20 protein-coding genes are annotated in these 25091 nt (G+C 69.3%); 14 read left to right on the top strand and 6 right to left on the bottom strand.

Features of this window, described 5'->3' with window-relative positions; all coding sequences use genetic code 11:
* Positions 1 to 490: 490 nt before the first annotated feature.
* Positions 491 to 1492, bottom strand: coding sequence for an AraC family transcriptional regulator (locus DK254_RS06015; RefSeq protein WP_109933057.1), 1002 nt, complete (start codon positions 1490 to 1492; stop codon positions 491 to 493).
* 332 nt (positions 1493 to 1824) lie between these two features.
* Here DK254_RS06015 and DK254_RS06010 point away from each other — a divergent pair, with 332 nt between their 5' ends.
* The 5 genes from DK254_RS06010 (at position 1825) to DK254_RS05990 (ending at position 9360) form a co-directional block, all read left to right on the top strand.
* Positions 1825 to 2388, top strand: coding sequence for an alpha/beta hydrolase (locus DK254_RS06010; protein ID WP_256595817.1), 564 nt, complete (start codon positions 1825 to 1827; stop codon positions 2386 to 2388).
* A 133-nt stretch (positions 2389 to 2521) separates the two neighbouring features.
* A complete protein-coding gene (locus tag DK254_RS06005; protein WP_109933055.1) occupies positions 2522 to 4369 on the top strand; it encodes a DUF1302 domain-containing protein in 1848 nt (615 codons plus the stop codon).
* 41 nt (positions 4370 to 4410) lie between these two features.
* Positions 4411 to 5769, top strand: coding sequence for a DUF1329 domain-containing protein (locus DK254_RS06000; protein WP_109933054.1), 1359 nt, complete (start codon positions 4411 to 4413; stop codon positions 5767 to 5769).
* 63 nt (positions 5770 to 5832) lie between these two features.
* Entirely contained in the window at positions 5833 to 6897 is a 1065-nt protein-coding gene (locus tag DK254_RS05995; RefSeq protein ID WP_109933053.1) for a YCF48-related protein, read from the top strand.
* 27 nt (positions 6898 to 6924) lie between these two features.
* Positions 6925 to 9360 (top strand): RND family transporter, encoded by a 2436-nt coding sequence (locus DK254_RS05990; protein WP_109933052.1) that lies wholly within the window; start codon positions 6925 to 6927, stop codon positions 9358 to 9360.
* Positions 9361 to 10075: 715 nt separating this feature from the next.
* Here the strand turns inward: DK254_RS05990 and DK254_RS05985 are convergent.
* Positions 10076 to 10819, bottom strand: a complete 744-nt coding sequence (locus DK254_RS05985) for a TorF family putative porin (RefSeq protein ID WP_109933051.1) — start codon at positions 10817 to 10819, stop codon at positions 10076 to 10078.
* A 138-nt stretch (positions 10820 to 10957) separates the two neighbouring features.
* Positions 10958 to 12715, bottom strand: coding sequence for an amidohydrolase (locus DK254_RS05980; RefSeq protein ID WP_109933050.1), 1758 nt, complete (start codon positions 12713 to 12715; stop codon positions 10958 to 10960).
* Positions 12716 to 12830: 115 nt separating this feature from the next.
* On the opposite strand from DK254_RS05980, the gene DK254_RS05975 reads away from it, so the two are divergent.
* Positions 12831 to 13742, top strand: coding sequence for a LysR substrate-binding domain-containing protein (locus tag DK254_RS05975; RefSeq protein WP_109933049.1), 912 nt, complete (start codon positions 12831 to 12833; stop codon positions 13740 to 13742).
* Here DK254_RS05975 and DK254_RS05970 read toward each other — a convergent pair whose 3' ends face one another.
* Positions 13743 to 14750 (bottom strand): AraC family transcriptional regulator, encoded by a 1008-nt coding sequence (locus DK254_RS05970; protein WP_109933048.1) that lies wholly within the window; start codon positions 14748 to 14750, stop codon positions 13743 to 13745. It abuts the gene before it with no gap.
* Between the two features lie 149 nt (positions 14751 to 14899).
* Here DK254_RS05970 and DK254_RS05965 point away from each other — a divergent pair, with 149 nt between their 5' ends.
* From DK254_RS05965 to DK254_RS05935, 7 genes are all read left to right on the top strand, one after another.
* Positions 14900 to 16375, top strand: coding sequence for an NAD(P)/FAD-dependent oxidoreductase (locus tag DK254_RS05965; RefSeq protein WP_109933047.1), 1476 nt, complete (start codon positions 14900 to 14902; stop codon positions 16373 to 16375).
* Entirely contained in the window at positions 16359 to 17300 is a 942-nt protein-coding gene (locus DK254_RS05960) for an alpha/beta hydrolase (protein ID WP_109933046.1), read from the top strand. The genes DK254_RS05965 and DK254_RS05960 overlap by 17 nt, the downstream gene beginning before the upstream one ends.
* On the top strand, positions 17300 to 18061 hold the full coding sequence (locus tag DK254_RS05955) for an SDR family oxidoreductase (RefSeq protein ID WP_109933045.1): 762 nt from the start codon (positions 17300 to 17302) through the stop codon (positions 18059 to 18061). Before DK254_RS05960 ends, DK254_RS05955 begins: the two co-directional genes overlap by 1 nt.
* Before the next feature lie 107 nt (positions 18062 to 18168).
* Positions 18169 to 19068 (top strand): DMT family transporter, encoded by a 900-nt coding sequence (locus DK254_RS05950; protein ID WP_109933044.1) that lies wholly within the window; start codon positions 18169 to 18171, stop codon positions 19066 to 19068.
* A gap of 236 nt (positions 19069 to 19304) precedes the next feature.
* Positions 19305 to 19646 (top strand): ribonuclease E inhibitor RraB, encoded by a 342-nt coding sequence (locus DK254_RS05945; protein WP_009619201.1) that lies wholly within the window; start codon positions 19305 to 19307, stop codon positions 19644 to 19646.
* A 163-nt stretch (positions 19647 to 19809) separates the two neighbouring features.
* Positions 19810 to 20514 (top strand): type 1 glutamine amidotransferase, encoded by a 705-nt coding sequence (locus tag DK254_RS05940; RefSeq protein WP_109933043.1) that lies wholly within the window; start codon positions 19810 to 19812, stop codon positions 20512 to 20514.
* A gap of 101 nt (positions 20515 to 20615) precedes the next feature.
* The gene (locus DK254_RS05935) at positions 20616 to 21701 is read left to right on the top strand and encodes a PAS domain-containing protein (RefSeq protein ID WP_109933042.1); all 1086 of its coding nucleotides are present in this window, start codon (positions 20616 to 20618) and stop codon (positions 21699 to 21701) included.
* Between the two features lie 367 nt (positions 21702 to 22068).
* Here the strand turns inward: DK254_RS05935 and DK254_RS05930 are convergent, their stop codons facing one another.
* Both DK254_RS05930 and DK254_RS05925 read right to left on the bottom strand, forming a co-directional pair.
* The gene (locus tag DK254_RS05930; RefSeq protein WP_109933041.1) at positions 22069 to 22632 is read right to left on the bottom strand and encodes a carboxymuconolactone decarboxylase family protein; all 564 of its coding nucleotides are present in this window, start codon (positions 22630 to 22632) and stop codon (positions 22069 to 22071) included.
* Positions 22633 to 22642: 10 nt separating this feature from the next.
* Entirely contained in the window at positions 22643 to 23971 is a 1329-nt protein-coding gene (locus DK254_RS05925) for an aspartate aminotransferase family protein (protein WP_109933040.1), read from the bottom strand.
* 367 nt (positions 23972 to 24338) lie between these two features.
* On the opposite strand from DK254_RS05925, the gene glnH reads away from it, so the two are divergent.
* Positions 24339 to 25082: a glutamine ABC transporter substrate-binding protein GlnH gene (glnH, locus tag DK254_RS05920; RefSeq protein WP_089390301.1), complete on the top strand. Its 744-nt coding sequence runs from the start codon at positions 24339 to 24341 to the stop codon at positions 25080 to 25082.
* Positions 25083 to 25091 lie beyond the last annotated feature (9 nt).

Here is a 25091-nt window from a genome sequence, read left to right as displayed (position 1 = left end):
GAGCGCCGGTTTCGCTCGGCCTTCTGAAGGGGCGTTCCGGTGCGCTCGGTTGTTTCTCTGGAAACCCAAAATCAAGAGCGGCACTGCTCTTCGTAGGAGCGAGCTTGCTCGCGAACCCTGACTCCGTCCCCCCTCCCTAACCCTCCCCCGCAAGCGGGAGAGGGGACCGTTCGGCATGAAGCGGAATCACGAAGCTCCCGGGCTCCCCGTAGGGCGCATAACGCCTACGGCGTTATCCGCCGAATCGCGGACAGAGTCCGCTCCTACGGTTCCAGGACGCACGGGCGCAGGAGCGGACTCCGTCCGCGATTGGACTCACCAGCCGCGCTGGACATCCCTGTGGCACGGCCGACGGCGGTGAGGGCTATCAGGATGACTCCGGACGCTCCGGCAGCTCAGGACAGCCCCCTCTCCCGCTTGCGGGAGAGGGTTGGGGTGAGGGTGCTCTTGAGCCCGGCCACGCCGAGCCAACTACCGGCACCACCGCCCCTCACTCCTCCTTGCGCCCGTGCTGGCGCCGCCAGGCCGCCGGGGCCATGCCGAACTGCTGGGTGAACCAGCGGGTGAAGGAGCTGGGCATGGAGTAGCCGAGCAGGTCGGCGATGCGCCCCAGGCTGTAGCGCGGGTTCTCCAGGTAGCGCAGCACCAGTTCGCGGCGCACTTCGTTGATGAGGTCGGAGAAGGTCACCCGGTTGTCTTCCAGGCGGCGCTGCAGCGTGCGCACGTTCAGCCCCAGGGACAGGGCGATCTGCTCGATGGTGGCGCGACCCATGGGCAGCAGCAGGTAGATGGCCTTGCGCACCTCGTTCAGGGTGCTGGCCTCGGCGGCGCCAGGCAGCGAGTCCACGAAGCTGCGGGCGTGGCGCACCATGGCCGGGTCGGCCAGGGGGTTGGGCGCGTCCAGGGCGGTGGCCGGGCATACGATGCCGTTGAACTCGCTGCCGAACTCGATCTTGCAGGCGAACAGCCGGCGGTGCACCTGCAGGTCGGCCGGGGCGTCGTGGGTGAAGTTCACGCTCAGCGGCTTCCAGTGCGGGCCGAGGAGGGCGCCGCAGAGCCGGTAGAGCACCCCCACCGCCAGCTCTATGCCCTGGCGCGCCGGCATCGGTGGCACGGTCACCAGCTCCTCGCGGAGGATTACCGTACGGCCTTCCTGGTCGACGTACAGAGCCAGGGACTCGTTGATCAGGTGGCGGTACTGGACGATGGTGTCGATGGCCTCGCGCAGGGTCGCCTGGTGGGTGAGCAGCAGGCTGATCACGCCGAAGTCGGAGAGTTGCCGCGACTCGGCCATGCGCAAGCCGAAGGTCTCGCAGCCGCTGGCGCGCGCCGATTCCTCCAGCAGGCGCACCGCCGCCGCGGTGGGAATGCGCTGCTCGGCGTTGTCGAGCATGGACTGGCTCAGGCCCACCTGGCTGAGCTGCTGCTGCGGGTTCAGGCCGAGGTGACGGGCCACCTCCAGGTAGTTGGTCAGGGCCGCCACACGCACCATTGGGGTCATATCGGTCGCCTTCTTTTTCTTCTTCTGTCGTCGAGAGTGTCACGCAAGGTCAAGTGGACGAAGCGGTAACCGCGCATCCGGCTTGTCCCATGACGACGGATTCTATCGGCCGTGTCGGCCGCCCGCGCGGGAAAGATTAGCCCAGCGACGCGCCTTGGGCCCGTCGCAGAGGGCGCAGGCCTCGGATGATGCGGCCGGCGCAGGACGGCCGGGTACCGGGTTGTCATCAAATGCGAAGTACCTGACGCCCTATGCAAAGCAGCCCCGGCGGTGCGCCTCTACTGTCTGCTCCAACATCTTCGAAACCGCCGCGAGGTAATCCGGTGAGCCACGCCAACGACACCACCGTCCTCATCGTCCCCGGCCTGCGCGAGCACGTGCCCGGGCACTGGCAGACGCTGCTCCAGGCGCGCCTGCCGAAGGTCCGCTCGGTACCGCCGCTGACCGAGGACAAGCTCAACCTCGACGCCCGTGTCGAGGCCATCCAGCGCGAGGTCGAGCAGATCGACGGGCCGCTGATCCTGGTCGCGCACAGCGCCGGGGTGCTGATGGTGGTGCACTGGGCGGCGCGCTACAGCCGGCCGGTCAAGGGCGCGCTGCTGGCCACCCCGCCGGACCTGGACGCCCGTTGGCCGGAAGGCTACCCGACGCCGCAGAGCCTGGCCGAGAACGGCTGGACCCCGCTGCCACGCCGGCGCCTGCCGTTCCCCAGCCTGGTGGCGGCCAGCGAGAACGACCACCTGGCCAGCCTTGCCGCGGTGCAGCGCATGGCCCGCGACTGGGGCGGCAGCCTGGTCGAGCTGGGCTGCGTCGGCCACCTCAACCCGGCCTCCGGGTTCGGCGACTGGCCACGGGCCGACGCCCTGATCCGCCAGCTGGACCACTGAGTTTCCCGACTCATGGCGCCGGCGCCCGTCGCCGGAGCCGTGCCTCGCCCGCAGGTTCCGGGGCGTGAACAAGAAAGGGCCGCAAGACGAGCCTGAAGTGCGTGCCGACAACAACAAGAAACGGAGCAATCCAATGCACAATCAGAAGTACCCGGCACGGCCCCTGCGCCGCTGCCTGCTGGCCTCGGCCATCCTCGCCAGCATCGGCAGCCCGCTGGTGCAGGCGGTGGAGATCGATACCGGCAACCCCGACATCAGCCTGCGCTTCGACAACACCGTGAAGCTCAGCTACGGGCAGCGCGTGGAAGGGCAGAACAGCAAGATCGCCAACACCGCCAACGTCAACGACGGCGACCGCAACTTCGGCGTCGGCAGTGCGGTGACGCAGCGCTTCGACCTGCTCAGCGAGCTGGACTTCGTCTACCGCGACAGCATGGGCTTCCGCCTCAGCGGCGCCGGCTGGTACGACCATGCCTATGACCACGTCGGCGGCAGCAACGCCTTCCCCGGGCAGCGCGCCAACGCCGGCCACCTGGTGAACGGCAGCGGCAGGGTGCTCGCACCGGCCGGCGCGCAGCCGGCCACCAGCGGCCTGAACGGCTTCGCCGACCGCTACTACAACGGGCCCTCGGGCGAGCTGCTGGACGCCTTCGTCTTCGCCAGCCACGAGGTCGGCGACGGCATGCTGCTCAGCGGCAAGCTCGGCCGCCACACCGTGTACTGGGGCGAGACGCTGTTCAGCGCCGCCAACGGCATCAACTACGGCCAGTCGGCCCTGGACCTGGGCAAGCTGTACAACGTGCCCGGCACCGAGGCCAAGGAGCTGTTCATGCCGCGCAACCAACTGTCCATGTCGCTCACGGTGAACCCGGAGCTGACCCTGGCGGCGCAGTACTTCCTCGAGTTCGAGAACTCGCGCTTCCCCGAAGGCGGCACCTACATGGGGCCGTACGACATGCTCAACGACGGCGGCAAGGTCTTCTGGCTGCCGATCCCGGCCTCGGCGGCCTACTACGGCGCGCCGCGCGGCCACGACGCCACGCCGAGCAACACCGGCGACTTCGGCCTGATGGCCAAGTGGAGCCCGGAGTGGCTCGACGGCACCCTGGGCTTCTACTACCGCAAGACCTCCGACACCCTGCCGGCGGTGCTGGTGGACGCGCCCAACCTGCAGCGGCCCGGCCTGGCCGGCCTGCCGGGAATGAACTACTTCACCGCCTACGCCGACGACATCGACATCTACGGCATCAGCCTGTCGAAGAACATCGGCCCGGTCAGCGTCGGCCTGGACCTGAACTACCGCGAGAACATGCCGCTGGCGAGCAACTTCACCACCATCAACCCGACGCTCTACGCCGCGGCCCAGCGCGGCCTGATCAACGGCGCCAACCTGATCGGCAAGCGGCCTTCGGACGGCGATACCGGCCTGGCCCGCGGCAAGACCTTCCACGTGGTGCTCAACGGCCTGGTGACCTTCGGCGCCACCCCGCTGTGGGACGCTTCCAGCCTGGCGCTGGAAGGCACCCTGACGCACCTGGTGAAGGTCACCGAGGGCGAACAGACCTTCAAGGGCGACTCCAGCTACCGCGGCGTCGACAAGGTCACCCCCAACGCCTACGCCATGTCCGCCAGCTTCACCCCCACCTGGTACCAGGCCTTCCCCGGCGTCGACCTGTCCATGCCGATGGCCTACAACGTCGGCCTGCACGGCAACTCGGCGGTGCAGCTGGGCGGCAACGAGGATGCCGGCAGCTACTCGGTCGGCGTGGCCGCGGACTTCCACCAGAAGTACCGCTTCGACCTGAAGTACGTCGACGCCTTCGGCCCCTTCGACACCTGCGAGACCGGCCGCGACAACAACACTCCCGGTGCCAACGGCCTGTACCAGTGCATCCCCGGGCAGATCACCTCGCAGGCCGGCCTCGCGCCCCTGCTGAAGGACCGCGGCATGGTCACCGCCTCGTTCAAGGCAACCTTCTGAATTCACGCACGGCTCCGTGAGCGGAGCAGGAGATACACCCCATGAACCTCAAGCCTTCCCTGTTGGCCACGGCGCTCGGCCTGGCCCTGAGCGGCGCGGCGCTGGCCGCGGTTTCCCCCCAGGAGGCCGCGCAGCTGGGCGCCAGCCTGACCCCGGTCGGTGCCGAGAAGGGCGCCAGCGCCGACGGCGCCATTCCCGCCTACAGCGGCGGCCTGACCCAGGCCCCGGCCGGCTTCAAGCCCGGCGACAGCATGCGCCCGGACCCCTTCGCCGGCGACAAGCCGCTGCTGGTGATCGACGGCAAGAACGCCGAGCAGTACAAGGCCCAGCTCAGCGCCACCACCCTGGAACTGGCCAAGCGCTACCCGAGCTTCCGCGTCGACGTCTACCCGACCCACCGCAGCGCCGCCTTGCCCCAGGCCGTGCTGGAAAACAGCAAGAAGAACGCCGTGGCCACCCAGGCCCTGGAAGGCGGCATGGCCATCGACAATGCCTTGCCGGGCGTACCCTTCCCGATTCCCAAGAGCGGCGCCGAGGCCATGTGGAACTTCCTGCTGCGTTACCAGGGGGTGAACATCAAGGCCAAGTACGACTCCTGGAACGTCGACGCCGCCGGCAGCGCCAACCTCGCCACCACCGGCCAGGCCTTCATCAACTACCCGATCTACGAGGACCTGGCGCAGCCGGTGAAGGGCACCGAGGTCTACTACCAGATGAAGCTCTACTACACCGGCCCCGCGCGCCGCGCCGGCGAGGCGATGATGCTCAAGGACGCCGCCAACCCGCTGCAGCAGCCGCGCCGCGCCTGGCAGTACCTGCCCGGCCAGCGCCGGGTGAAGCTGGCGCCGAACCTGGCCTACGACACCCCCAACCCGGGCATGGCCGGCGCCGGCACCTACGACGACGTGTTCGTCTTCAACGGCGCGCTGGACCGCTACGACTGGAAGCTGCTGGGCAAGCAGGAAATGATCGTGCCCTACAACACCTACCGCCTGACCTACGCCAGCGACATCAAGCCGGTGGTCACGCCGAACCACCTGGCGCCGGACTACGTGCGCTGGGAGAAGCACCGCGTGTGGGTGGTGGAAGGCACGCTGAAGTCGGATGCGCGGCACATCTACGCCAAGCGCCGCTTCTACCTCGACGAGGACAGCTGGGTGGCCCTGGCGTCCGACGAGTACGACGCGCGCGGCCAGCTGTACCGCGGCTCCTTCGCCTTCCTCAGCCAGAGCTACGACAAGCAGATCCCGGACGCCACGCCGTTCATGATCTACGACCTCAGTGCCGGCAGCTACAACATCAACGGCATCGTCGGGCCCTACGGCGGCATCAACTACATCGAACCGCTGGCCAAGACCCAGTGGTCCCCCGAGGCCCTGGCCGGCAGCGGCATTCGCTGACGCGCCGGGCCCGGCAGCGGCGGCCCGCACGGGCCGCCGCCTTCCATCTGATGAGGTAGCGGTATGCGATTTCCCTTCATGCCCAGCCTGGCCTGCGCCGGCCTGGGGCTGGCGCTGCTGGCCGGCGTGGCCCGGGCCGACGAGTACGTCGACGTGCTGGACCTGCCGGCGCAGCGTTCCACGCTGGCCCAGAGCAGCCCGCTGGCGTCCATCGCCCGGGCCGGCCAGCGCCTGGTGGTGGTCGGCCAGCGCGGGCACATCCTGTATTCGGACGACAACGGCAAGCGCTGGCAGCAGGCCGAGGTGCCGGTCAGTTCGGACCTCACCGCCGTCCGCTTCCCGACGGCGCAGGACGGCTGGGCGGTCGGCCACGACGGCGTGGTACTGCACAGCGCCGACGGTGGCCTGCACTGGACGCGCCAGCTCGACGGCCGGCGCATCGGCCAGCTGATGCTGGACTTCTACGCGGCCAATCCGCAACCGGACAACGCCCCGCTGCTGGAGCAGGCACAGCGCATGAAGGAGGAGGGCGCCGACAAGCCGTTCCTCGACGTCTGGTTCAAGGACGCGCGCGAGGGCTTCGTCGTCGGCGCCTTCGACCTGATCCTGCACACCGCCGACGGCGGCCTCAGCTGGACGCCCTGGAACCACCGCATCGACAACCCGCAATCGCTGCACCTGACCGCCATCGCGGCGGTGGGCGATGACCTGTTCATCGTCGGCGAGCAGGGCCTGCTGCTGAAGCTGGACCGCCAGCGCCAGCGCTTCGTCGCGCTGGATTCGCCGTACCAGGGCACCTTCTTCGGCATCGTCGGCAAGCCCGGCCTGCTGTTCGCCTACGGCTTGCGCGGCCATGCGGCACGCAGCGTCGATGGCGGCGCGCACTGGGCCCTGGTGAGCACCGGCCTGCCGGTGAGCCTGACCGCGGCCGGCTTCGCCGACGACGGCCGCCTCTACCTGTTCAGCCAGTCCGGGCAGGGCCTGGTGAGCAGCGACGACGGCGCCAGCTTCACGCCCCTGGCGCTGGCCCAGCGCACGCCGGTCAGCGCCGCCCTGGCCAGCGGCGACAGCCTGCTGCTGGTGGGCAGCCGCGGCCTGCAGCGCAGCGCGCTGCCGGCCGCCCGATAAGAACAAGATAAAAGAGATAGCCTCATCATGGTCGACCTCAAGCAAGGGCAGATGCCCGTCATCCACGACCTGCGGGATTTCGACGCGCACAGCGGCAGCCTGCTGGAGCGCCTGGTGTTCAACCACCGGATCCTGTTCGTCAGCCTGATCGCCCTGGTCACGCTGCTGCTCGGCTGGACGGCCCTGACCCGCCTGGAGATCAAGCCCAGCTTCGAGAAGATGATCCCCCACAGCCATCCGTACATCCGCAACTACCTGGACAACCGCGCCGCGCTGCGCGGGCTGGGCAACGCCGTGCGGGTGGTGGTGGAGAGCAGCCACGGCGACATCTTCGACCCCGCCTACCTGGAAACGCTCAAGCAGATCAACGACCAGCTGTTCCTCAGCCCCGGTGTCGACCGTGCCTGGATGAAGTCGCTGTGGTCGCCGGCGGTACGCTGGACCGAAGTGACCGAGGAGGGCTTCCAGGGTGGCCCGGTCATGCCCGACGGCTATGCCGGCGACGCGGCGGGCATCGCCGGGCTGCGGCAGAACATCGCCCGCGCCGGCATCGTCGGCAGCCTGGTGGCCAACGACTTCCGCTCGAGCATGCTGGTGGTGCCGCTGCTGGACCATGACTCGGCCACCGGCAAGGGCATCGACTACCGGCAGTTCTCCCACGAGCTGGATGCGCTGCGCCTGAAGTACGAGTACCAGGGCGACCGGCGTGCGTTCGACGCCGGCGGGCCGGGCAAGGGCGCCGTGCGCATCCACGTGATCGGCTTCGCCAAGCTGGTGGGCGACCTGATCGACGGGCTGCTGCGGGTGATGATGTTCTTCGGCCTGGCGGTGGTCTCGGCCTTCGTCATCATCCTGCTCTACACCCGCTGCCTGCGCAGCAGCCTGCTGGTGATCTTCTGCTCGCTGCTGGCGGTGGTCTGGCAGCTGGGGCTGATCGCCTGGCTGGGCTACGCCCTGGACCCGTACTCGATCCTGGTGCCGTTCCTGATCTTCGCCATCGGCGTGTCCCATGCGACGCAGAAGATGAACGGCATCATGCAGGACATCGGCCGCGGCACCCACCGCCTGGTGGCGGCGCGCAACACCTTCCGCCGCCTGTTCCTCGCCGGCGTCAGCGCGCTGCTGTGCGACGCCGTGGGCTTCGGCGTGCTCATGCTGATCGACATCCCGGTGATCAAGGCGCTGGCGATCACCGCGAGCATCGGCGTGGCGGTACTGGTCTTCACCTCGCTGCTGCTGATGCCGGTGGCGCTGTCCTTCATCGGCGTCAGCCCGCGCGCCGCCGCCCGTGCCCTGCGCGAGGAGCAGCAGGAGGCCCGCGAGCAGGGCCTGGGCCGGCTGTGGAGCCTGCTCGACCACTTCACCGAACGGCGCTGGGCCAGCATCGCCCTGGCCTGCGCCGCGCTGATCGGCGCCGGCAGCTTCGCGGTCAGCCAGCACCTGCAGATCGGCGACCTCGACGCCGGGGCGCCCGAGTTGCGCGCCGACTCGCGCTACAACCGCGACAACGCCTACATCACCAGCCACTACGCGCTGTCCAGCGACCTGTTCGCGGTCATGGTGAAAACCCCGGCCGAAGGTTGCCTGAACTACCGCACGCTGGTGCTCGCCGACCGCCTGGGCTGGGCGTTGCAGCAGCACCCCGGGGTGCAGGCGACGGTGTCGCTGGCCGACGCGGTGCGGCAGATCACCGCCGGCACCTACGAGGGCAATCCCAAGTTCGCCAGCCTGCAGCGCAACCAGGACGTGCTCAACTACTCGGCCCAGCAGGCCTCGGTGAACACCCCGGAGCTGTTCAACACCGAGTGCTCTGTGATGCCGGTGATCGCCTTCCTCAGGGACCACAAGGCGAAGACCCTGGAAGAGGTGACGGCGATCGCCGAAGACTTCGCCAAGGCCAATGGCACGCCGGACCGCCAGTTCCTCCTCGCCGCCGGCAGCGCCGGCATCGAGGCGGCGACCAACAGCGTGGTGCGCCAGGCCAACCACACCATGCTGCTGTACATCTACGCGGCGGTCAGCCTGTTCTGCCTGATCACCTTCCGCAGCTGGCGCGCGACCCTCGTGGCCATGCTGCCGCTGGTGCTGACCTCCATGCTCTGCGAGGCGCTGATGGTGTTCCTCGGCATCGGCGTGAAGGTGGCGACGCTGCCGGTGATCGCCCTGGGCGTCGGCATCGGCGTGGACTACGCGCTCTACCTGCTCAGCGTGCAGTTGCAACTGCAGCGCGCCGGCTTCTCCCTGGCGCTGGCCTACCGCCAGGCGGTGATCTTCACCGGCAAGGTGGTGGCGCTGGTCGGCGTGACCCTGGCCGCCGGCGTGGTGACCTGGGCCTGGTCGCCGATCAAGTTCCAGGCCGACATGGGCATCCTGCTGACCTTCATGTTCCTCTGGAACATGCTCGGCGCGCTGCTGCTGATCCCGGCGCTGTCGCACTTCCTGCTGAATGGCCGGCGGTTGTGAGGTGGCTGGGGGTGTGGGGGGATGGCTTCACTTGCGGAGCCTTGTCCCGCGCTCCCAACCCGACCTCGTCATTCTCGCGAACGCGGGACGCGGCTCCATCGCGAACAGCGCTTGCGCTGGCCCGAAGGGGAATAACCCAATTGGCTTGGGGGGTTGGTGTAGCGCGCCGCTCCGAGTGCGTTGATGTTTCTTGTTTCGCCCTCTCGGGCGAGTCACTTTTGTCAATCGCCACAAAAGTAACCAAAAAGGCTTGCCCCGACATACGGGCCCGATGGAGCCGGGCTACCCTCACGAATTCCCCCGCCACGGAGGCCCGCCCCGAGGGTACGTCCCTGTAGCCCATCGGGGCTCTCGCGACATCCATGTCGCATGACCTCCTGAGCGCCGGTTTCGCTCGGCCTTCTGAAGGGGCGTTCCGGTGCGCTTGGATGTTTCTCTGGAAATCCAAAATCAAGAGCGGCACGGCTCTTCGTAGGAGCGAGCTTGCTCGCGAACCCTGGCTCCCCACGTTCGCGATAGTTCGTAGGGCGCATAACGCCTACGGCGTTATCCGCCGAATCGCGGACAAGGTCCGCTCCTACGGTTCCAGGAAGCACGGGCGTAGGAGCGGACTCCGTCCGCGATTGGCCCCCGGCCGCGCCAATCGTCAGGCATCGCTGCCCGGGCCAACGGTTTTCCCGACGGGGCACCAGAAACCCCATTCGGCCCGCGCCCGCTAGAACCGCTTCGTCGCCCGCGCCACCACGGTCGCCGTGCAGATGTCCTTGAAGCCCTGCCAGTTGTAGCACTCGCTCTGCGACAGGTCGGTGTCGATGTAGCTCAGCGACCAGTCGATGCCGACGAACTCCCTGTCCAGGCGCGCCTCCCATTCGTGGTAGGTGCTGCGGGTGCCGCCGTCGCCGGCGAGGTAGAGCGGGTCCTTGGCGTCGTTGCGGCCGTAGCGCAGCTTGGCCTGGAACCCGGCCGGCAGCTCGAAGCCGTAGCCGACGTAGCTGTAGAGCTGGCTCTGGTCCTTGCCGAAGTAGGTGGTGATGTCCTTCGAGTAGTAGCTGGCCAGCTCGAAGCCGTAGGCGTTGAGGATGGCGTAGGCCTCGCTCTGGTTGAACTGGCCTTCCTTCGGGTAGCGGTACTGGATGTAGCCCAGGTCCAGGCTCACCGCGTCGGTGGCCTGCCAGTACCAGCCGGCGTAGTAGTCCAGTTCCTGGCGGGTCTTGAGGCCGTAGCCGAAGTCGACGTTGGAGCTCCACACGCCGAGGTACAGGCCGCTGCTGTGCTGCAGGGTGGCGCCGGCCTGGATGGCAGGGTCGTTCTGCGTCTGCGAGATGCCGCGGGTGCGGTAGTCGCTGGCCAGGGTGGCCTCCAGCTGGACCGAGAGGTCGTCGGTCAGCTCCAGCGCATGGCTGCTGGTGAAAGGCGCGCAGGCGAGCGCCGCGCCGAGGACGAGAGCGTTGTACTTCATGGACTTACCCTTTGTTGTGATTGTGTGGGCAGGAAAAAGCCCGCGCAGCCCCCTCCCGCCGGCGAGCCGGGAAGCGCAAAGGGAAGGGGCGGCGGGAAGGGCCGGGCTTCAAGTGGCCCGGCATTGGAGCGAACGGTTTCAGAGGCCCTGCTGGCCGTCGGCGCGGTAGACCTCGCGGCCGCCGAACAGGGTGTGCAGCACCCTGGCCTCGCCCAGTTCGGCGTCGGGGACGTTGAACAGGTCGCGGTCGAGTACCACCAGATCGGCCTGCTTGCCGGGGGCCAGGCTGCCGATCTTCCCGTCCAGGCCAATGGCCTTGGCGGCGTTGAGGGTGTACGCGTAGAACATCGTCTGGCGGTCGATGCGCTGCTCGGGGTTGAGCACGCCCTTCGGGCCCTGGCGCGTCACCGCCTGGTACATGGCCTTCAGCGGGTCGGGGGTGGACACCGGCCAGTCGCTGGCCCCGGCGATGGTGGCGCCGGCGTCCAGCAGCGATTTCGCCGGGTACATGTAGCGGAAGGCGTCGTCGGCGATGTAGGGCTTGACCAGGTCGAGGGTGTAGTCCTCGGCGGTGGCCCAGTCCAGCTGCATCGAGGCGATCACCCCGAGTTGCCTGAAGCGCGGGAAGTCCGCCGGGTTGACCAGTTGCAGGTGGGTGATGGAGTGGGTCACGCCGCTTTGCCGGTCCTTGCGCGCCTGGGCGATGCCGTTGAGCGACTCGCGCACCGCGCGGTCGCCGATGGCGTGGATGTGCACCAGCCAGCCGCGGGCGTCAGCGGCGCTGACCAACTCGCCGAAGTGCTGCGGGTCCAGCAGCAGTTCGCCGGGCTTGTGCAGGTTCTTGTAGTCCTCCAGCAGCGAGGCGGACTGCGCCGGGTATTCCAGCACGCCGTCGGCGAACACCTTGATGCCCGGCAGGCTCAGGTTGGGGATGCCCTGGAACTGCCGGCGCACCTTGTCGATCACCGCCAGGTCCGCCGGGCGGCTCTTCGGGTTGACCACCAGCAGCGCGGCGACGTGGGCGCTGAGCTGGCCGTTGCGTGCCAGGTCGCGGTACACCGGCAGCACGCCGAGGGTGTGCTCGGTGGGCTTGATGTCGAACAGCGCCTGGCCCGGGCTGCCGTTGGCCGCTGGGTCCATCCAGGCGGTGATGCCCAGGCTGTTGTTGTACTGCACGGCGGCCAGGCCGGCGCGGTCGAGGGTCTGCTGGTCGGCGGCGGGCATGGCTTCGGCCACGCGGTCGAAGCCGGAGTCGACGACGAAGCCGGTGGGGGTGAAGTCCTTGGCGTGGGCGATGTTCTGCTGCTCGCTGGCCGGCAGCGAGCGCACCCGCCTGGCGTCGAGCCCGGCGCGCTGGAGCATGGCGGTGTTGGCCCAGGCGGTGTGGTGGTCGCTGCCGATGAACACGATGGGCACCTTCGCCCATTCGCCGGTGTTGAAGATTTTCGCCAGCCCCTCGGCCTGGGACCAGTAGCTGGAGTGCATGCCGTTGAGCACCAGGATGTCGCCGACCCTGGCCTTGCCGCTGTCGCGGGCCTCGCGCAGGCGCTGCGCCAGCTCGTCGAGGCCGACCTGTTCGTCCTGCATGCTCGCGGCGATCAGTTCCAGGCCGCCGAAGATGGAATGCGAGTGGCTGTCGATGAAGCCGGGCATCAGCAGCTTGCCGCCGAGGTCGACCTGGCGGCTGTGGGCGTCGCCGAGGGCGCGCACTTCCTGGTCGCTGCCGACCTTCAGCACCTTGTCGCCGGCGATGGCCACCGCCTGCTGCAGCGGCTGCCCGGGCTCGGCGGTGAAGACCTTGGCGTTGTACAGGATCAGGTCCGCGGTTTGTGCGTGGGCTTCCAAAGTACCCAGTGCGATTGCGACAGCGAGTGCGCCCTTGATGAGCCTTCGCATGACTTCCCCTTGCTTGGTGGTTGATTTTTATTGGTCTGCACAAGAGGCTAATGGCCGGGGGCTATTCCCCGAAAGCCAGTCGCTGGCACAAGACTTGTGAAAAATTGGAAAGAATATGGACAGGTTCAGCAGCCTAGCCCTCTTCGTCGCCTGCGCCGAGACCGGCAGTTTCAGCCGCGCCGCCGAGCAGCAGGGCAAGACCCCCTCGGCGGTGACCAAGGCCATCGGCCAGCTGGAGGCCAGCCTCGGCGCACGCCTGTTCGAGCGCACCACGCGCAGCATGGCGCTGACCGAGGCCGGGCAGCTGTACCTGGACAGCGCCCGCGAAGTGCTGGCGCGCATGCACGAGACCGCCGAGGAAATCGGCCAGCTGCAGCACAGCCTGCGCGGCAGCCTGCGGATCACCGCGCCGCTGGCCTTCGGCGCGGCCTTCCTCAACGACGTCTGCGCCGACTTCCTCATCCAGCACCCGGACCTGCGCCTGCAGGTGGACCTCAGCGACAGCTACGTCGACCTGCTCGACGGCCGCTACGACCTGGCCCTGCGCCTGGGCCACAGCAACCTGCCGGGGCTGATCGTGCGGCCGCTGGTGGAGAACCGCGTGGCGCTCTGCGCCAGCCCCGAATACCTGGCGCGCCGCGGCGAGCCCCGGCACCCGCTGGAGCTGGCCGAGCACGACCGCCTGACCTACTGGCACCCGGCGCTGGACACCCGCTGGTGGCTGGAGCGCGATGGCGAGCGCTTCTCCATCCTGCGCGAGGGGCGCCTGAGCAGCGACAACCACGAGCTGCTGCTGGCCGCCTGCCTGAAGGGCAGGGGGCTGATGCCCTGCCCGCTGTGGAGCGCCTTGCCGTACCTGCGCGACGGGCGCCTGTGCAGCGTGCTGGACGACTACTACTTCGACCCCGACGCCTTCGGCCAGCGCATCCTCGCCGTCTACCCCAGCCACAGGCGCGCCACGCGCAAGATCCTCGCCTTCATCGAGCACCTGGAAGGCGCCCTGCGCCAGCTCGGCATCGAGGCCTGACTAGCGGCCGCGGAAACGCCCCGGCGGCACGCCCTTCCAGCGCTTGAAGGCGTGGATGAAGTTGGACACCTCGCCATAGCCCAGGCGCTCGGCGATCTCCTCCAGGCGGATGGCGCCGGTGCCCAGCAGTTCCTCGGCCAGGGCCTGGCGCACCTCGTCGAGCAGGGCGCGGTAGCTGCTGCCCTCGTCCTGCAGGCGGCGGCGCAGGGTGCGCGAGGTCATGTGCAGCTCCTGCGCCACCTGCTCCATGTCCGGCAGGCGCCCCGGGGTGCGCAGCAGGCGGTCGCGGATGCGTCCGGCCAGGCCGCCCAGCTCCTGGCGCCGGGCCAGCAGGGCGCGGCATTGCTCCTCGCAGTGCCGGGCCACCTGCGGGTTGGCGCCGGGCAGCGGCAGGTCGAGGGCGGCGCTGGCGAAGACGACGCGGTTGGCGGCCTGGCCGAACGCCGGCTCCACGCCCAGTTCGGCCAGGTACAGGCGGGTGTCGGCGGGGCGCGGGCGACGGAATTCGGCGCGCAGGACCGGCAGCGGGCGCCCGGTCAGGTCGCGCTGGATGCGCAGCACGCCGCCCAGGTCGCGTTCGCAGGCGAAGGCGCGGACGTCCTCCGGCACGGCGGCATCGTCCAGCAGCAGGCAGGCCTCGGCGCCATCCTCTTGCAAGTCCAGGCGGGTGAACACATAGGTCAGCCCCAGGTAGCGCAGGCCCAGGCGCGCGGCGCCGCGGAAGTTCGGGCTGCTGAGCAGGGCGAAACCCCAGATGCCGTAGGCGTTCAGGTGGTAGCGCAGGCCGGCCTGCAGGCCGCTGCCGGCGGGCAGGCGCTGCGCCAGGTTGCGCAGCACCTGCAGCTCGCAGCGGGCGTCGATCTCGCGGGCCGGGTCGGCCAGCACCGCCAGGTCCAGGCCGCTGCCGTGCAGGCAGTCCTCCAGGGCCAGGCCGTGGTCGAGGCCGAACTGGGTGAGCAACTGCACGCTCAGGGCGCTGCGGCGGGTGGGCCAGGGCTGGTCGGGCATCGGCGGCTTTGTCCGGAAATCACAATTTAATGTCCGACTATGCCATAACCCGGCGCGGAGGGTGGCTCTAGCCTATGCTCATCCGCCAGCGCGGCGGACGACGGCAGGCCTTGCGGGGCCGCCGTCCAGCCAAAATCGGGAGCACAACAATGCACAATACTTCCCGTGATCCGGCACCCTTGCGCGTGCTGATCATCGGCGCCGGCTTCGGCGGCCTGGGCCTGGCCATCCGCCTGCAGCGGGCCGGCATCCACGACTACCTGATCCTCGAGAAAGCCGCCGACGTCGGCGGGGTGTGGCGCGAGAACAGCTACCCCGGCGCCGCCTGCGACGTGCCTTCGCACCTGTACTCCTTCTCCTTCGAACCCAAGGCCGACTGGACGCGCAAGTTCGCGCCCCAGGCGGAGATCCTCGACTACCTGCGCCACTGCGCCGACAAGTACGGCCTGCGCCCGCGCATCCGCTTCGGCTGCGAGGCGGTGGACGCCTGCTTCGACGAGGCCGCCGGGCAGTGGGTGGTGCGCTGCGCCGACGGGCAGACGCTGCGCGCCCGTGCCCTGGTCTGCGCCACCGGCCAGCTGAGCCGGCCGCTGTACCCGCGCATCCCCGGCCTGGAGGGCTTCCGCGGCGCGGCCTTCCACTCGGCGCACTGGGACCACCGCGCCGACCTGCGCGGCAAGCGGGTGGCGGTGATCGGCACCGGCGCCAGCGCCATCCAGTTCGTCCCGCGCATCGCCCCGCAGGTGGCCGAGCTGCTGCTGTTCCAGCGCAGCGCGCCCTACGTGATCGCCAAGCCGGACCGTCCCTACGCCGCCTGGGAGCGCCGGCTCAAGGCGCGCCTGCCCTGGCTGCAGCGCCTGGACCGCGGCCTCAAGTACCTGCAGCACGAGTCACGGGTGCTGGCCTTTTCCACCTTCCCGCCGCTGATGAAGTTCATGCAGCTGAGCTTCCGCCTGAACCTGCGCCGCGGCATCGCCGATGCGCAACTGCGCCGGCGGTTGATCCCGGACTACCCGCTGGGCTGCAAACGCATCCTCATCAGCAACGACTACTACCCGGCGCTGGCGCGGGACAACGTACGGGTGATCGACACCGGCATCGAGCGGGTGACCGAGGACGCCGTCGTCACCCGCGACGGCCAGCGCCACCCGGTGGACGCCATCGTCTTCGGCACCGGCTTCGCCGCCACCGAGTTCCTCGCCCCCATGCGCATCCAGGGCCTGGGCGGGCGCTGGCTGGAACAGGCCTGGGCCGAGGGCGCCGAGGCCTACAAGGGCATCAGCGTCAGCGGCTTCCCCAACCTGTTCATCCTCTACGGGCCGAACACCAACCTGGGGCACAACTCCATCGTCTACATGCTGGAGAGCCAGTTCCCCTACGTGCTGGCCTGCCTGCGCCACCTCGACGAGCAGGGCCTGCGCTACCTGGACGTGCGGCCCGCCGTGCAGAGCGCCTACAACCAGGCCCTGCAGCGCGGCCTGCAGCACACCGTGTGGGAGAGCGGCTGCGACAGCTGGTACAAGACCGCCGCCGGCCGCAACACCAACAACTGGCCGGGCTTCACCTTCCGCTACCGCCAGCAGACCCGTCAGCCGGAGTTCGCCGACTATGAATGCGCCCGTTGAGTTCGCCCCGCCGGTCTCCCTCTCGCAGCGCCTGCTCGCCGGCCTGCTGCGCGGCACCCTGCGCCTGCTGTTTCGCGGGCTGATGCGCCCGCCGGTGCCGGTCTCCGTGCAGCGCCGGGTGCTGGGCGCGCTCACCGCCGCGACCCTGACCCCGCGTGGCGTGCAGCGCAGTACGGAAGTCATCGCCGGAGTGCCCTGCGAATGGCAGCGCGCGGGCCAGGGCGAAGGCCGCACGCTGCTCTACCTGCACGGCGGCGCCTACCTGGTGGGCTCGCCGGCCACGCACCGGGCGATCACCGCCAACCTGGCGCGCCTGGGCCGGCTCGACGTCTGCGCGGCGGACTACCGCCTGGCCCCGGAACACCGCTTCCCGGCGCCGCTGGAGGATGCCCTGGCGGTCTACCAGGCGCTGCTGGCGCGCGGCCAGGACCCGGCGCGGCTGGCCGTGGCCGGAGATTCGGCCGGCGGCCACCTGACCCTGCAACTGGCCGTGGCGCTGAAGGCGCGGGGCCTGCCGCTGCCCGGCGCGCTGGTGGTGTTCTCGCCGGTCACCGACGTCAGCTGCAGCCAGTGGCACCAGCCGAAGGCCGGCGACCCGCTGATCAGCCGCGCCTGGGTGGAAAGCGCCATCGCGATGTTCTGCCCGCCCGGCGTGGCGCGCGACTCAGCGCAGTTGTCGCCGCTGTTCGCCGACCTTTCCGGGCTGCCGCCGCTGCTGATCCAGGTCGGCGAGGACGAAGTGCTGCGCAACGACAGCCTGCGCCTGGCCGGCGCGGCGCGTAAGCGGGGCGTGGACGTCACCCTGCAGCGCTACCGCGACTGCTGGCACGTGTTCCAGGCCCACGCCGGGGTGCTGCGCATCGCCGACCAGGCCCTGGGCGAGGTGGCGGGCTTCCTCGGCCGGCACCTCGGGGGAGGGCGCTGATGGACAGCATCCTGATCACCGGCGCGGCCTCGGGCATAGGTGCGGCCAGCGCGCGGCTGTTCCATGCCCGCGGCTGGCGCGTCGGCCTGCTGGACCTGAACGCCCAGGCCCTGGACGGGCTCGCCGCCGAACTGGGCGGCGCCTGGCAGCGGGCGCTGGACGTCACCGACGCGGCGGCGGTGCGCGAGGCGCTGGCGGATTTCGTCGGCGCCGGCGACGGCCGCCTGCGCCTGCTGTTCAACTGCGCCGGCATCCTGCGCTTCGGCCGCTTCGAGGAGATCCCGGCGCAGGAGCATGGCCGCCTGCTGGCGATCAACGTCCAGGGCCTGCTCAACTGCTGCCACGCCGCCTTCGCCCACCTCAAGGCCACCCCCGGCGCCCAGGTGCTGAACATGGGCTCGGCCTCCGGCCTGTACGGCGTGCCGGAGATGGCCACCTATTCGGCCTCGAAGTTCGCCGTGCGCGGCTTCACCGAGGCGCTGGAGCTGGAATGGCGGCGCCACGGCATCCGCGTCGCCGACCTGATGCCGCCCTTCGTGCGCACGCCCATGGTCACCAGCCAGGGCTACGAGCCGCCGGTGCTGCGCCGCCTGGGCGTGCGCCTGCGGGCCGAGGACATCGCCGCGGCGGCCTGGCGCCAGGCCCACAGCACCCGGGTGCACCGGCCGATCGGCGCGCTGTTCCGGGCCATGTACTGGTCCGGCCAGCTGTCGCCGCCGGCGCTCAACCGCTGGGTGATGGGCTGGCTCAGCCGCGAGTGAGCGCAGGGGGCTTGCACTGCCGTGGTGCAGCCCGGATGCTGTAGGGCCCGTCCGCAGCCGCAGGAGGTTGGCTGCCGGGCCCTTCCGCCCACCGCAAGGAAGCCGCCATGCCCTTCGCCTATTTCTGCCTGGCCCTGTCGATGCTGCTGGTCGGCGGCAACATCGCCATCGGCAAGCTGGTGCTGGAAGAACTGCCCGTCTACCTGTTCGCCCTGCTGCGCTTCCTCATCGCCAGCCTGGTGCTGCTGCCCGGCCTGGCCCTGTCGCGGGTGCGCGCGGGGCTGGATGGCGGCGCCTGCCGCGGGCTGTTCCTGCAGGCCTTCTTCGGCTGCTTCCTGTTCAGCCTGTGCATGCTGCACGGTGTGCAACTGACCTCGGCGACCAGCGCCGGCATCATCACCAGCGCCACGCCCAGCGTCATCGCCCTGCTGGCCTGGCTGTGGCTGCGCGAGCGCCTGGAGCCGCGCAGCCTGCTGGCCATCGCCCTGGCGGTGCTGGGCATCGCCGCGCTGAACCTGCTGGAGCGCCCGGCGGGTGGCCGCAGCGGCGTGGCGGGCAACGCCCTGGTGCTGGGCGCGGTGGTCGCCGAGGCGCTGTTCGCCATCTATTCGCGGCGCCTGTCGCTGCACCTGCACCCCTGGGCGATGGCCCTGGGCGTCAACCTCGCCGGGCTGCTGCTGTTCCTGCCCCTGGCGCTGCCCGAGGCGCGGGCGCTGGACTGGCGCGGCGTGTCCACGGCGACCTGGGGCTGGACGCTGTTCTACGCCCTGAGCGCCAGCGTACTGTCGTTCCTGCTGTGGTACCGCGGCATTTCCCGGGTGCAGGCCAACGTCGCCGGGCTGTTCACCGGGCTGATGCCGGTGGGCTCGGCGCTGGTGGGCGTGAGCCTCCTGGGCGAGCGTTTCGGCGCTGGCCACGCCCTGGGCATGGCCCTGGTGCTGGCGGCCCTGCTGCTGGCGACGCGCCCCGCGGCGCTGCCGCCCGTCGCCGCCGAACGCGCCGATTGACCGCCAGGGCGGCATTCGGCCGGCATAGGCGCTACGCTGAAACTGTTGGTCGCCGGCAGACGGACCCTCCTGCCTGCCAGTTCAAGACCTTTGGCGACCAATTGGGGGACGTTGAAGCATTTTTGGCGTTTCCTGTGGCACAGCGAAGTGCCCGCCGCAGGCCCGGCCGCAAGCCGGGCCGGCATTGGCTGGGAAACTAGGTGAAACCCTGAACGTCTCGAAAGGAGGTGCGTACCATGGAAAAGCCCCTCTCGGAGGATATCAGTGTCAATGTGCTGCGCCGGATGAAGGAAGGGGGCTTCGATTTCGCCCGCATTCATCCCATCGACTTCTTCGCCATCTTTCCCGATGAACAGAACGCCCGCCAGGCCGCCCGGCAATTTCGCGGCGAATCCCTGAGGGCCCAGGTCGAAGCCCGCTCCGATGGTGGCTGGAACCTGCAGATCAGCAAGGTGATGTTCGCCACCCACGCGGCGATCGGTGCATTCGAACACGACCTGGAGGAAGTCGTGGCGCCGCTCGGAGGTGTGCTCGACGGCTGGGGCGTGACCCAGGAAGTGAGCAGCCTGCGTCCCTGATCCAACCCGTTCGTCTCGCCGCCAGGCCGCGCCGGCCGGTGGCTTCCCACTCCCATGAACCCGATGCGCCCGCGCCGCCGGAAGGCGGTGCGGGCCTGCCCGCGGGCGCGCTGGGGGTTATGGTCGGGCGCCTTTTGCGGCAGACTGCCGCGCGGAGGTAAGCATGACCGATATCCTGATCCTGACCCACGCCGACTTCTGCCCGCCGGGCCACCTGGCCTGCGTGCTCGACCGCGCCGGCCTGGCCTTCGAGGTGCGCCGCGCCGACCAAGGCGAGCTGGACGGCTACGACCTGGAGCGCCCCAGGGCGGTGGCCATCATGGGCGGCCCCATGAGCGTGAACGACGACCTGCCCTGGCTGCGCACCGAGGTGGCGGCGCTGCGCCGTTTCATCGAGCGCCAGGTGCCGATGATCGGCCACTGCCTGGGCGGCCAGCTGCTGGCCAAGGCCCTGGGCGCATCCATCCGCCACCAGGGCTACACCGAGATGGGCTGGCAGCCGATGCGCCGCCTGGAGTCCGCGAGCCCCTGGCTTGCGCACCTGCCCGGGGAATTCCCGATCTACCAGTGGCACGGCGACACCTTCGACCTGCCCGAGGGCGCCGAGCGCCTGCTGTCCAGCCCCTGGTGCGCCAACCAGGGCTTCTCCTGGGGCGGCTTCGTCCTCGGCCTGCAGGGCCACCCGGAGATGACCGAGGAACTGGTCAGCGGCTGGATCAACGGCTGGCCGCAGTACCTGGACCCCAGCCAGCCCAGCCAGGAAAGCGCCGAGGTGATGCTCGACGACCTGCCGCGCAAGGTGGCTGACCTGAACCGCGTGGCCGAGGGCTTCTACGCCCACTGGCTGAGGCTGGCCGGCCTGGCGTGAGCGGGCGGGGCGCACGGCCGTGCGCCCCGGGGTTTGCTGTAATCCAGCGGTTTACAACTGTGTATACTGCGGCTCCAGGCTTCCCCAGGACAGGACCGCGCATGACGGAAAACAGCTTCGCCTTCCGCCTCAAGGAATTGCTCGAACTCAACAAGCTGACCCTGCAGGCGGTGGCCAGCGCGCTGGGCATTTCGCGCACCGCGGTGCACAAGTGGACGCGCGGCGGCGAGATCGACTACGACAACCTGCGCAAGCTGGCCGCCTTCCTCAAGGTCAACTGGATCTGGCTGCGCTACGGCGAGGAGGCCGTGCGCGACCTGCAGGCGCTGGAGCCCATCGAGCTGCCGATGACCGACGTGCGCCGCCGCTACACCGCCGAGATCATGGAGAGCGAGGCGCGCATGAAGCTGGCCCAGGAGAGCGCGCGCATCGTCACCTGGGAATGGAACCTGATCAGCGACGAGGTCACCTACTCGCCCAACGTCGAGGAGGTCTACGGCTGGCCGGTGAGCCACAACCAGGACTTCTGGCCGCACCTGCCGGCCGAGGACGTGGCCGCCATGCGCGCCATGTACGACCAGGCCATCGCCGAGGGCAGCGGCTGCGAGTGCGACTTCCGCATCTACCGCCCGGACGGCGAGCTGCGCTGGATCGCCTCCCGCGCCCGGGTGGTCAAGGACAGCGCCGGGCGCTCGGTGAAGATGGTCGGCATCAGCATGGACAACACCGCGCGCATGGCCGCCGAGGAAAAACTGCGCAACAGCGAGGAGCGCTTCCGCGCCATCTTCGAGCTGACCTGGGGCGCGCTGGCCTACATCGGCCTGGACGGCACCTGGCAGCGCGTCAACGGCAGCCTCTGCGAACTGCTCGGCTACAGCGCCGAGGAACTCTACGGCATGACCTTCCAGCAGCTCACCCACCCCGACGACCTGGAGCGCAACCTGCAACTGCTGCGCAGCATGCTGGCCGGGGAAATCGACCGCTACGTGGTGGAGAAGCGCTGCCGGCGCAAGGACGGCCGCTACGTCTGGGTGCGCGCCCGCACCTCGCTGCAGCGTCGCCGCCAGGACGGCCTGCCGGAGCACCTGATCAGCGTGTTCGAGGACATGGGCCCGGCCCGCGCCGAACGCGAGCGCCTGCAGGCGCGCATCGCCGAGCTGGAGGCGCAGCTGGCGGAGCGTGCCTGAGGCGGGGCGCAGGCGCGGGGCAATGGCGGATAACGCCGTAGGCGTTATGCGCCCTACGAGCGTGCCACCGGATGGTTCCGCGTGGCGGGGGCAATCGACCGTAGGGCGAATGACCGTTCGCGGTTATCCGCCGTTGGCCGTGCCGCCGGGGCGTCCGGTAATCGCGGAAAAGTTCCGCTCCTACGGTTCCAGGAAAGCACGGTCGTAGGAGCGGGCCCTGCCCGCGATTTCGCGCGCAGGGCGCGCTCCTACAGGGAATGGCTCGGGTGGGGCGGCGTAGGAGCGGATCTCATCCGCGATCCGCGCCGGAACGTCCGGCTATCGCGGAAAAGTTCCGCTCCTGCGAAAGGCCCGTGCCCATGCCCGCTCAGGGCTCGGCGAAGGGCTGGGGCGTGTCCGTTTCGCGGCGTACGGCGAAGGCGTTGAGGGTCATGGCCACCAGCGCGTAGTAGCCGAAGATGCCCACCAATTCCACCATCCCGGCCTCGCCGAAGGCACCCACACCCTCGTCGTAGAGCTCCTGCCCGATGCGCTTGCGGGCGTAGAGGCTGCTGCCCAGGCGGTAGACCAGGCGCTCGTCGTCGCGGGTGAACGGCGGTTCCTCGCCGCGCCGCAGGGCTTCGATCACGTCATCGGCCAGGCCGGCCCGGCGTGCGATGGGTTCGTGGATCTGCCATTCCGCCTGGGATCGCCACCAGGCCGCGGTGAGCAGGATCGCCAGCTCGCTCAGGCGCAGTTCCAGGCGCGTGCCGTAGCGGCAGAAGGCCCCCAGCTTCTGCGCGCTGTCGGCCAGCTGCGGGCTGTGCACCCAGGCCAGGAAGGGGCCGTCGAGGTTGCCGCGGGGGCCGCTGAGGATGTCGTTCAGCACGCGGCGCTGTTCGTCGTCCATGCGCTCGTCGGTGAGCGGGGTGAGGCGCGATTCGATCTTCATGGGGCTGTCCTCAGAGGCTGCCGATGGCCTGGTCGATGGCGCGCTGCAGCTTGTCCACCAGCTCGTCCAGCTGCGCCTCCTCGAGGATGAAGGGCGGCGCCAGGAGGATGTGGTCGCCGCTGCGGCCGTCCAGGGTGCCGCCCATGGGATAGCACAGCAGGCCCTCCTGCATGGCGGCTTTCTTGATCCGCGCGTGCAGCTTCGCCTCGGCGGGGAAGGGCGCCTTGGCGTCGCGCCCGGCCACCAGTTCCAGGCCCTGGAACAGCCCGCGCCCGCGGATGTCGCCGATATGCGGATGGGCGCCGAAGGCCTGCTGCAGCCGTTGCTGCAGGCCGTGGCCCAGGCTGCGCACGCGCGGCAGCAGGTCGCGCGCCTCGATGGTCTTCTGCACCGCCAGGGCCGCGGCGCAGGCGGTGGCGTGGCCGATGTAGGTGTGCCCGTGCTGGAAGAAGCCCGAGCCCTGGGCGATGGCGTCGTGGATGCGCTGGCTCACCAGGGTGGCGCCGATGGGCTGGTAGCCGGCGCCCAGGCCCTTGGCGATGGTGACCAGGTCGGCGCTTATGCCTTCCTGTTCGGCGGCGAACAGGCTGCCGGTGCGGCCCATGCCGCACATCACCTCGTCGAGGATCAGCAGCACCCCGTGGCGGTCGCAGATTTCCCGCACGCGCTTGAAGTAGCCCGGCACCGCGGTCACCGCGCCGAGGGTGGCGCCCACCACCGGCTCGGCGACGAAGGCCATGACCTTGTCCGCCCCCAGGCGGAGGATTTCCGCTTCCAGTTCCTGCGCCAGGCGTTCGCCGTAGGCCTCGGGCGTCTCCCCGGCGGCCTGGTCGCGGTAGGCATAGCAGGGACTGACGTGGCTGACGTCGATCAGCAGCGGCTGGAACTGCTGGCGCCGCCAGGCGTTGCCGCCGGTGGCCAGGGCGCCGAGGGTGTTGCCGTGGTAGCTCTGGCGGCGAGCGATCAGGTGCGTGCGCTGCGGCTGGCCGATCTCCACGAAGTACTGGCGGGCCAGCTTGAGCGCCGCTTCCACCGCCTCGGAACCACCGCTGACGAAGTACACCGAGCGCATGCCGGCGGGCGCGCGGGCGACCAGGAAGTCGGCCAGTTCCTCCATGGGCTCGGTGGTGAAGAAGGAGCTGTGGGCGTAGGCCAGGGTGCCCACCTGCCGGCGCACCGCCTCGATCACCGCCGGGTCGCTGTGGCCCAGGCAGGACACCGCCGCGCCACCGCTGGCATCCAGGTAGCGGCGGCCTTCGCTGTCGACCAGGTAGGCGCCGTCGCCGCGGACGGCCGTGGGGTAGGACTGGGTGAGGCTGCGGTGCAGGACGTGGCTCATGGTGACCTCCGGGTTGGTTGCGCAAATATTAATTGCATTTTTTGTGTTGGCAATCTTTTGTTGCGCAGCGGTTGCGTGATTGAGGAGGCTGGCGAACGACTGGAAGCGGCGAAGTAGAGAAGCTCTTGGTCAATTTCCCACTGGATGAAGGCCGCAAGCATCCGGCAAGGTTTGATAAAAATACTTGCAATCGTATTTATTGCATGTTTATTTTGCGAAAAAGCACCCTGTGCATGCAGCCCCTTCCGTGGGTTAGCCGCTCAAAACAATAAAGTCCGGGCCCCGGCCCGTTGCGATCGAACTGCCGCTAATGCGCGCCCCGCCGGCCGGCGGGGCGCAACCACCGACCCGCAAGAGGAAGTCCTGCATGAAAAAGCTGCTTCAAGCCTCGTTCGCCGCGCTGTCCCTGTTCGCCGCCGCCAGCTCCATGGCCGCCGGCAAGGAACTGCTGATCGCCACCGACACCGCCTTCGTGCCCTTCGAGTTCAAGCAGGGCGACAAGTACGTGGGCTTCGACATCGACCTGTGGGCGGCCATCGCCAAGGAGATGGGCGTGAGCTACCAGCTCAAGCCGATGGACTTCAACGGCATCATCCCCGCGCTGCAGACGCGCAACGTCGACGCCGCCCTGGCCGGCATCACCATCAAGGAAGACCGCAAGCAGGTCATCGACTTCTCCGACGGCTACTACGACAGCGGCTTCCTGCTGATGGTCAAGGCCGACAACGACAGCATCAAGGGCGAGGCCGACATCGCCGGCAAGAGCCTGGCGGTGAAGAGCGGCACCTCGGCCGCGGACTACGCCAAGGCCAACCTCAAGGCTGCCGACCTGCGCCAGTTCCCCAACATCGACAACGCCTACCTGGAGCTGCGCACCGGCCGCGTCGACGCCGCCATGCACGACACCCCCAACGTCCTCTACTACATCAAGACCGCCGGCGACGGCCAGGTGAAGGCGGTGGGCGAGCAGATGATGGCGCAGCAGTACGGCATCGGCTTCCCCAAGGGCAGCGAGCTGCGCGAGCCGGTCAATGCCGCGCTGAAGAAGCTGCGCGCGGACGGCACCTACGCGCAGATCTACCGCAAGTGGTTCGGCACCGAGCCCAAGTGAGCCGGAGGT

The sequence above is a fragment of the Pseudomonas sp. RW407 genome (assembly GCF_003176655.1).
Taxonomy (GTDB): Bacteria; Pseudomonadota; Gammaproteobacteria; order Pseudomonadales; family Pseudomonadaceae; genus Pseudomonas; species Pseudomonas delhiensis.
This window is presented reverse-complemented; position numbering and strand designations above follow the sequence as displayed.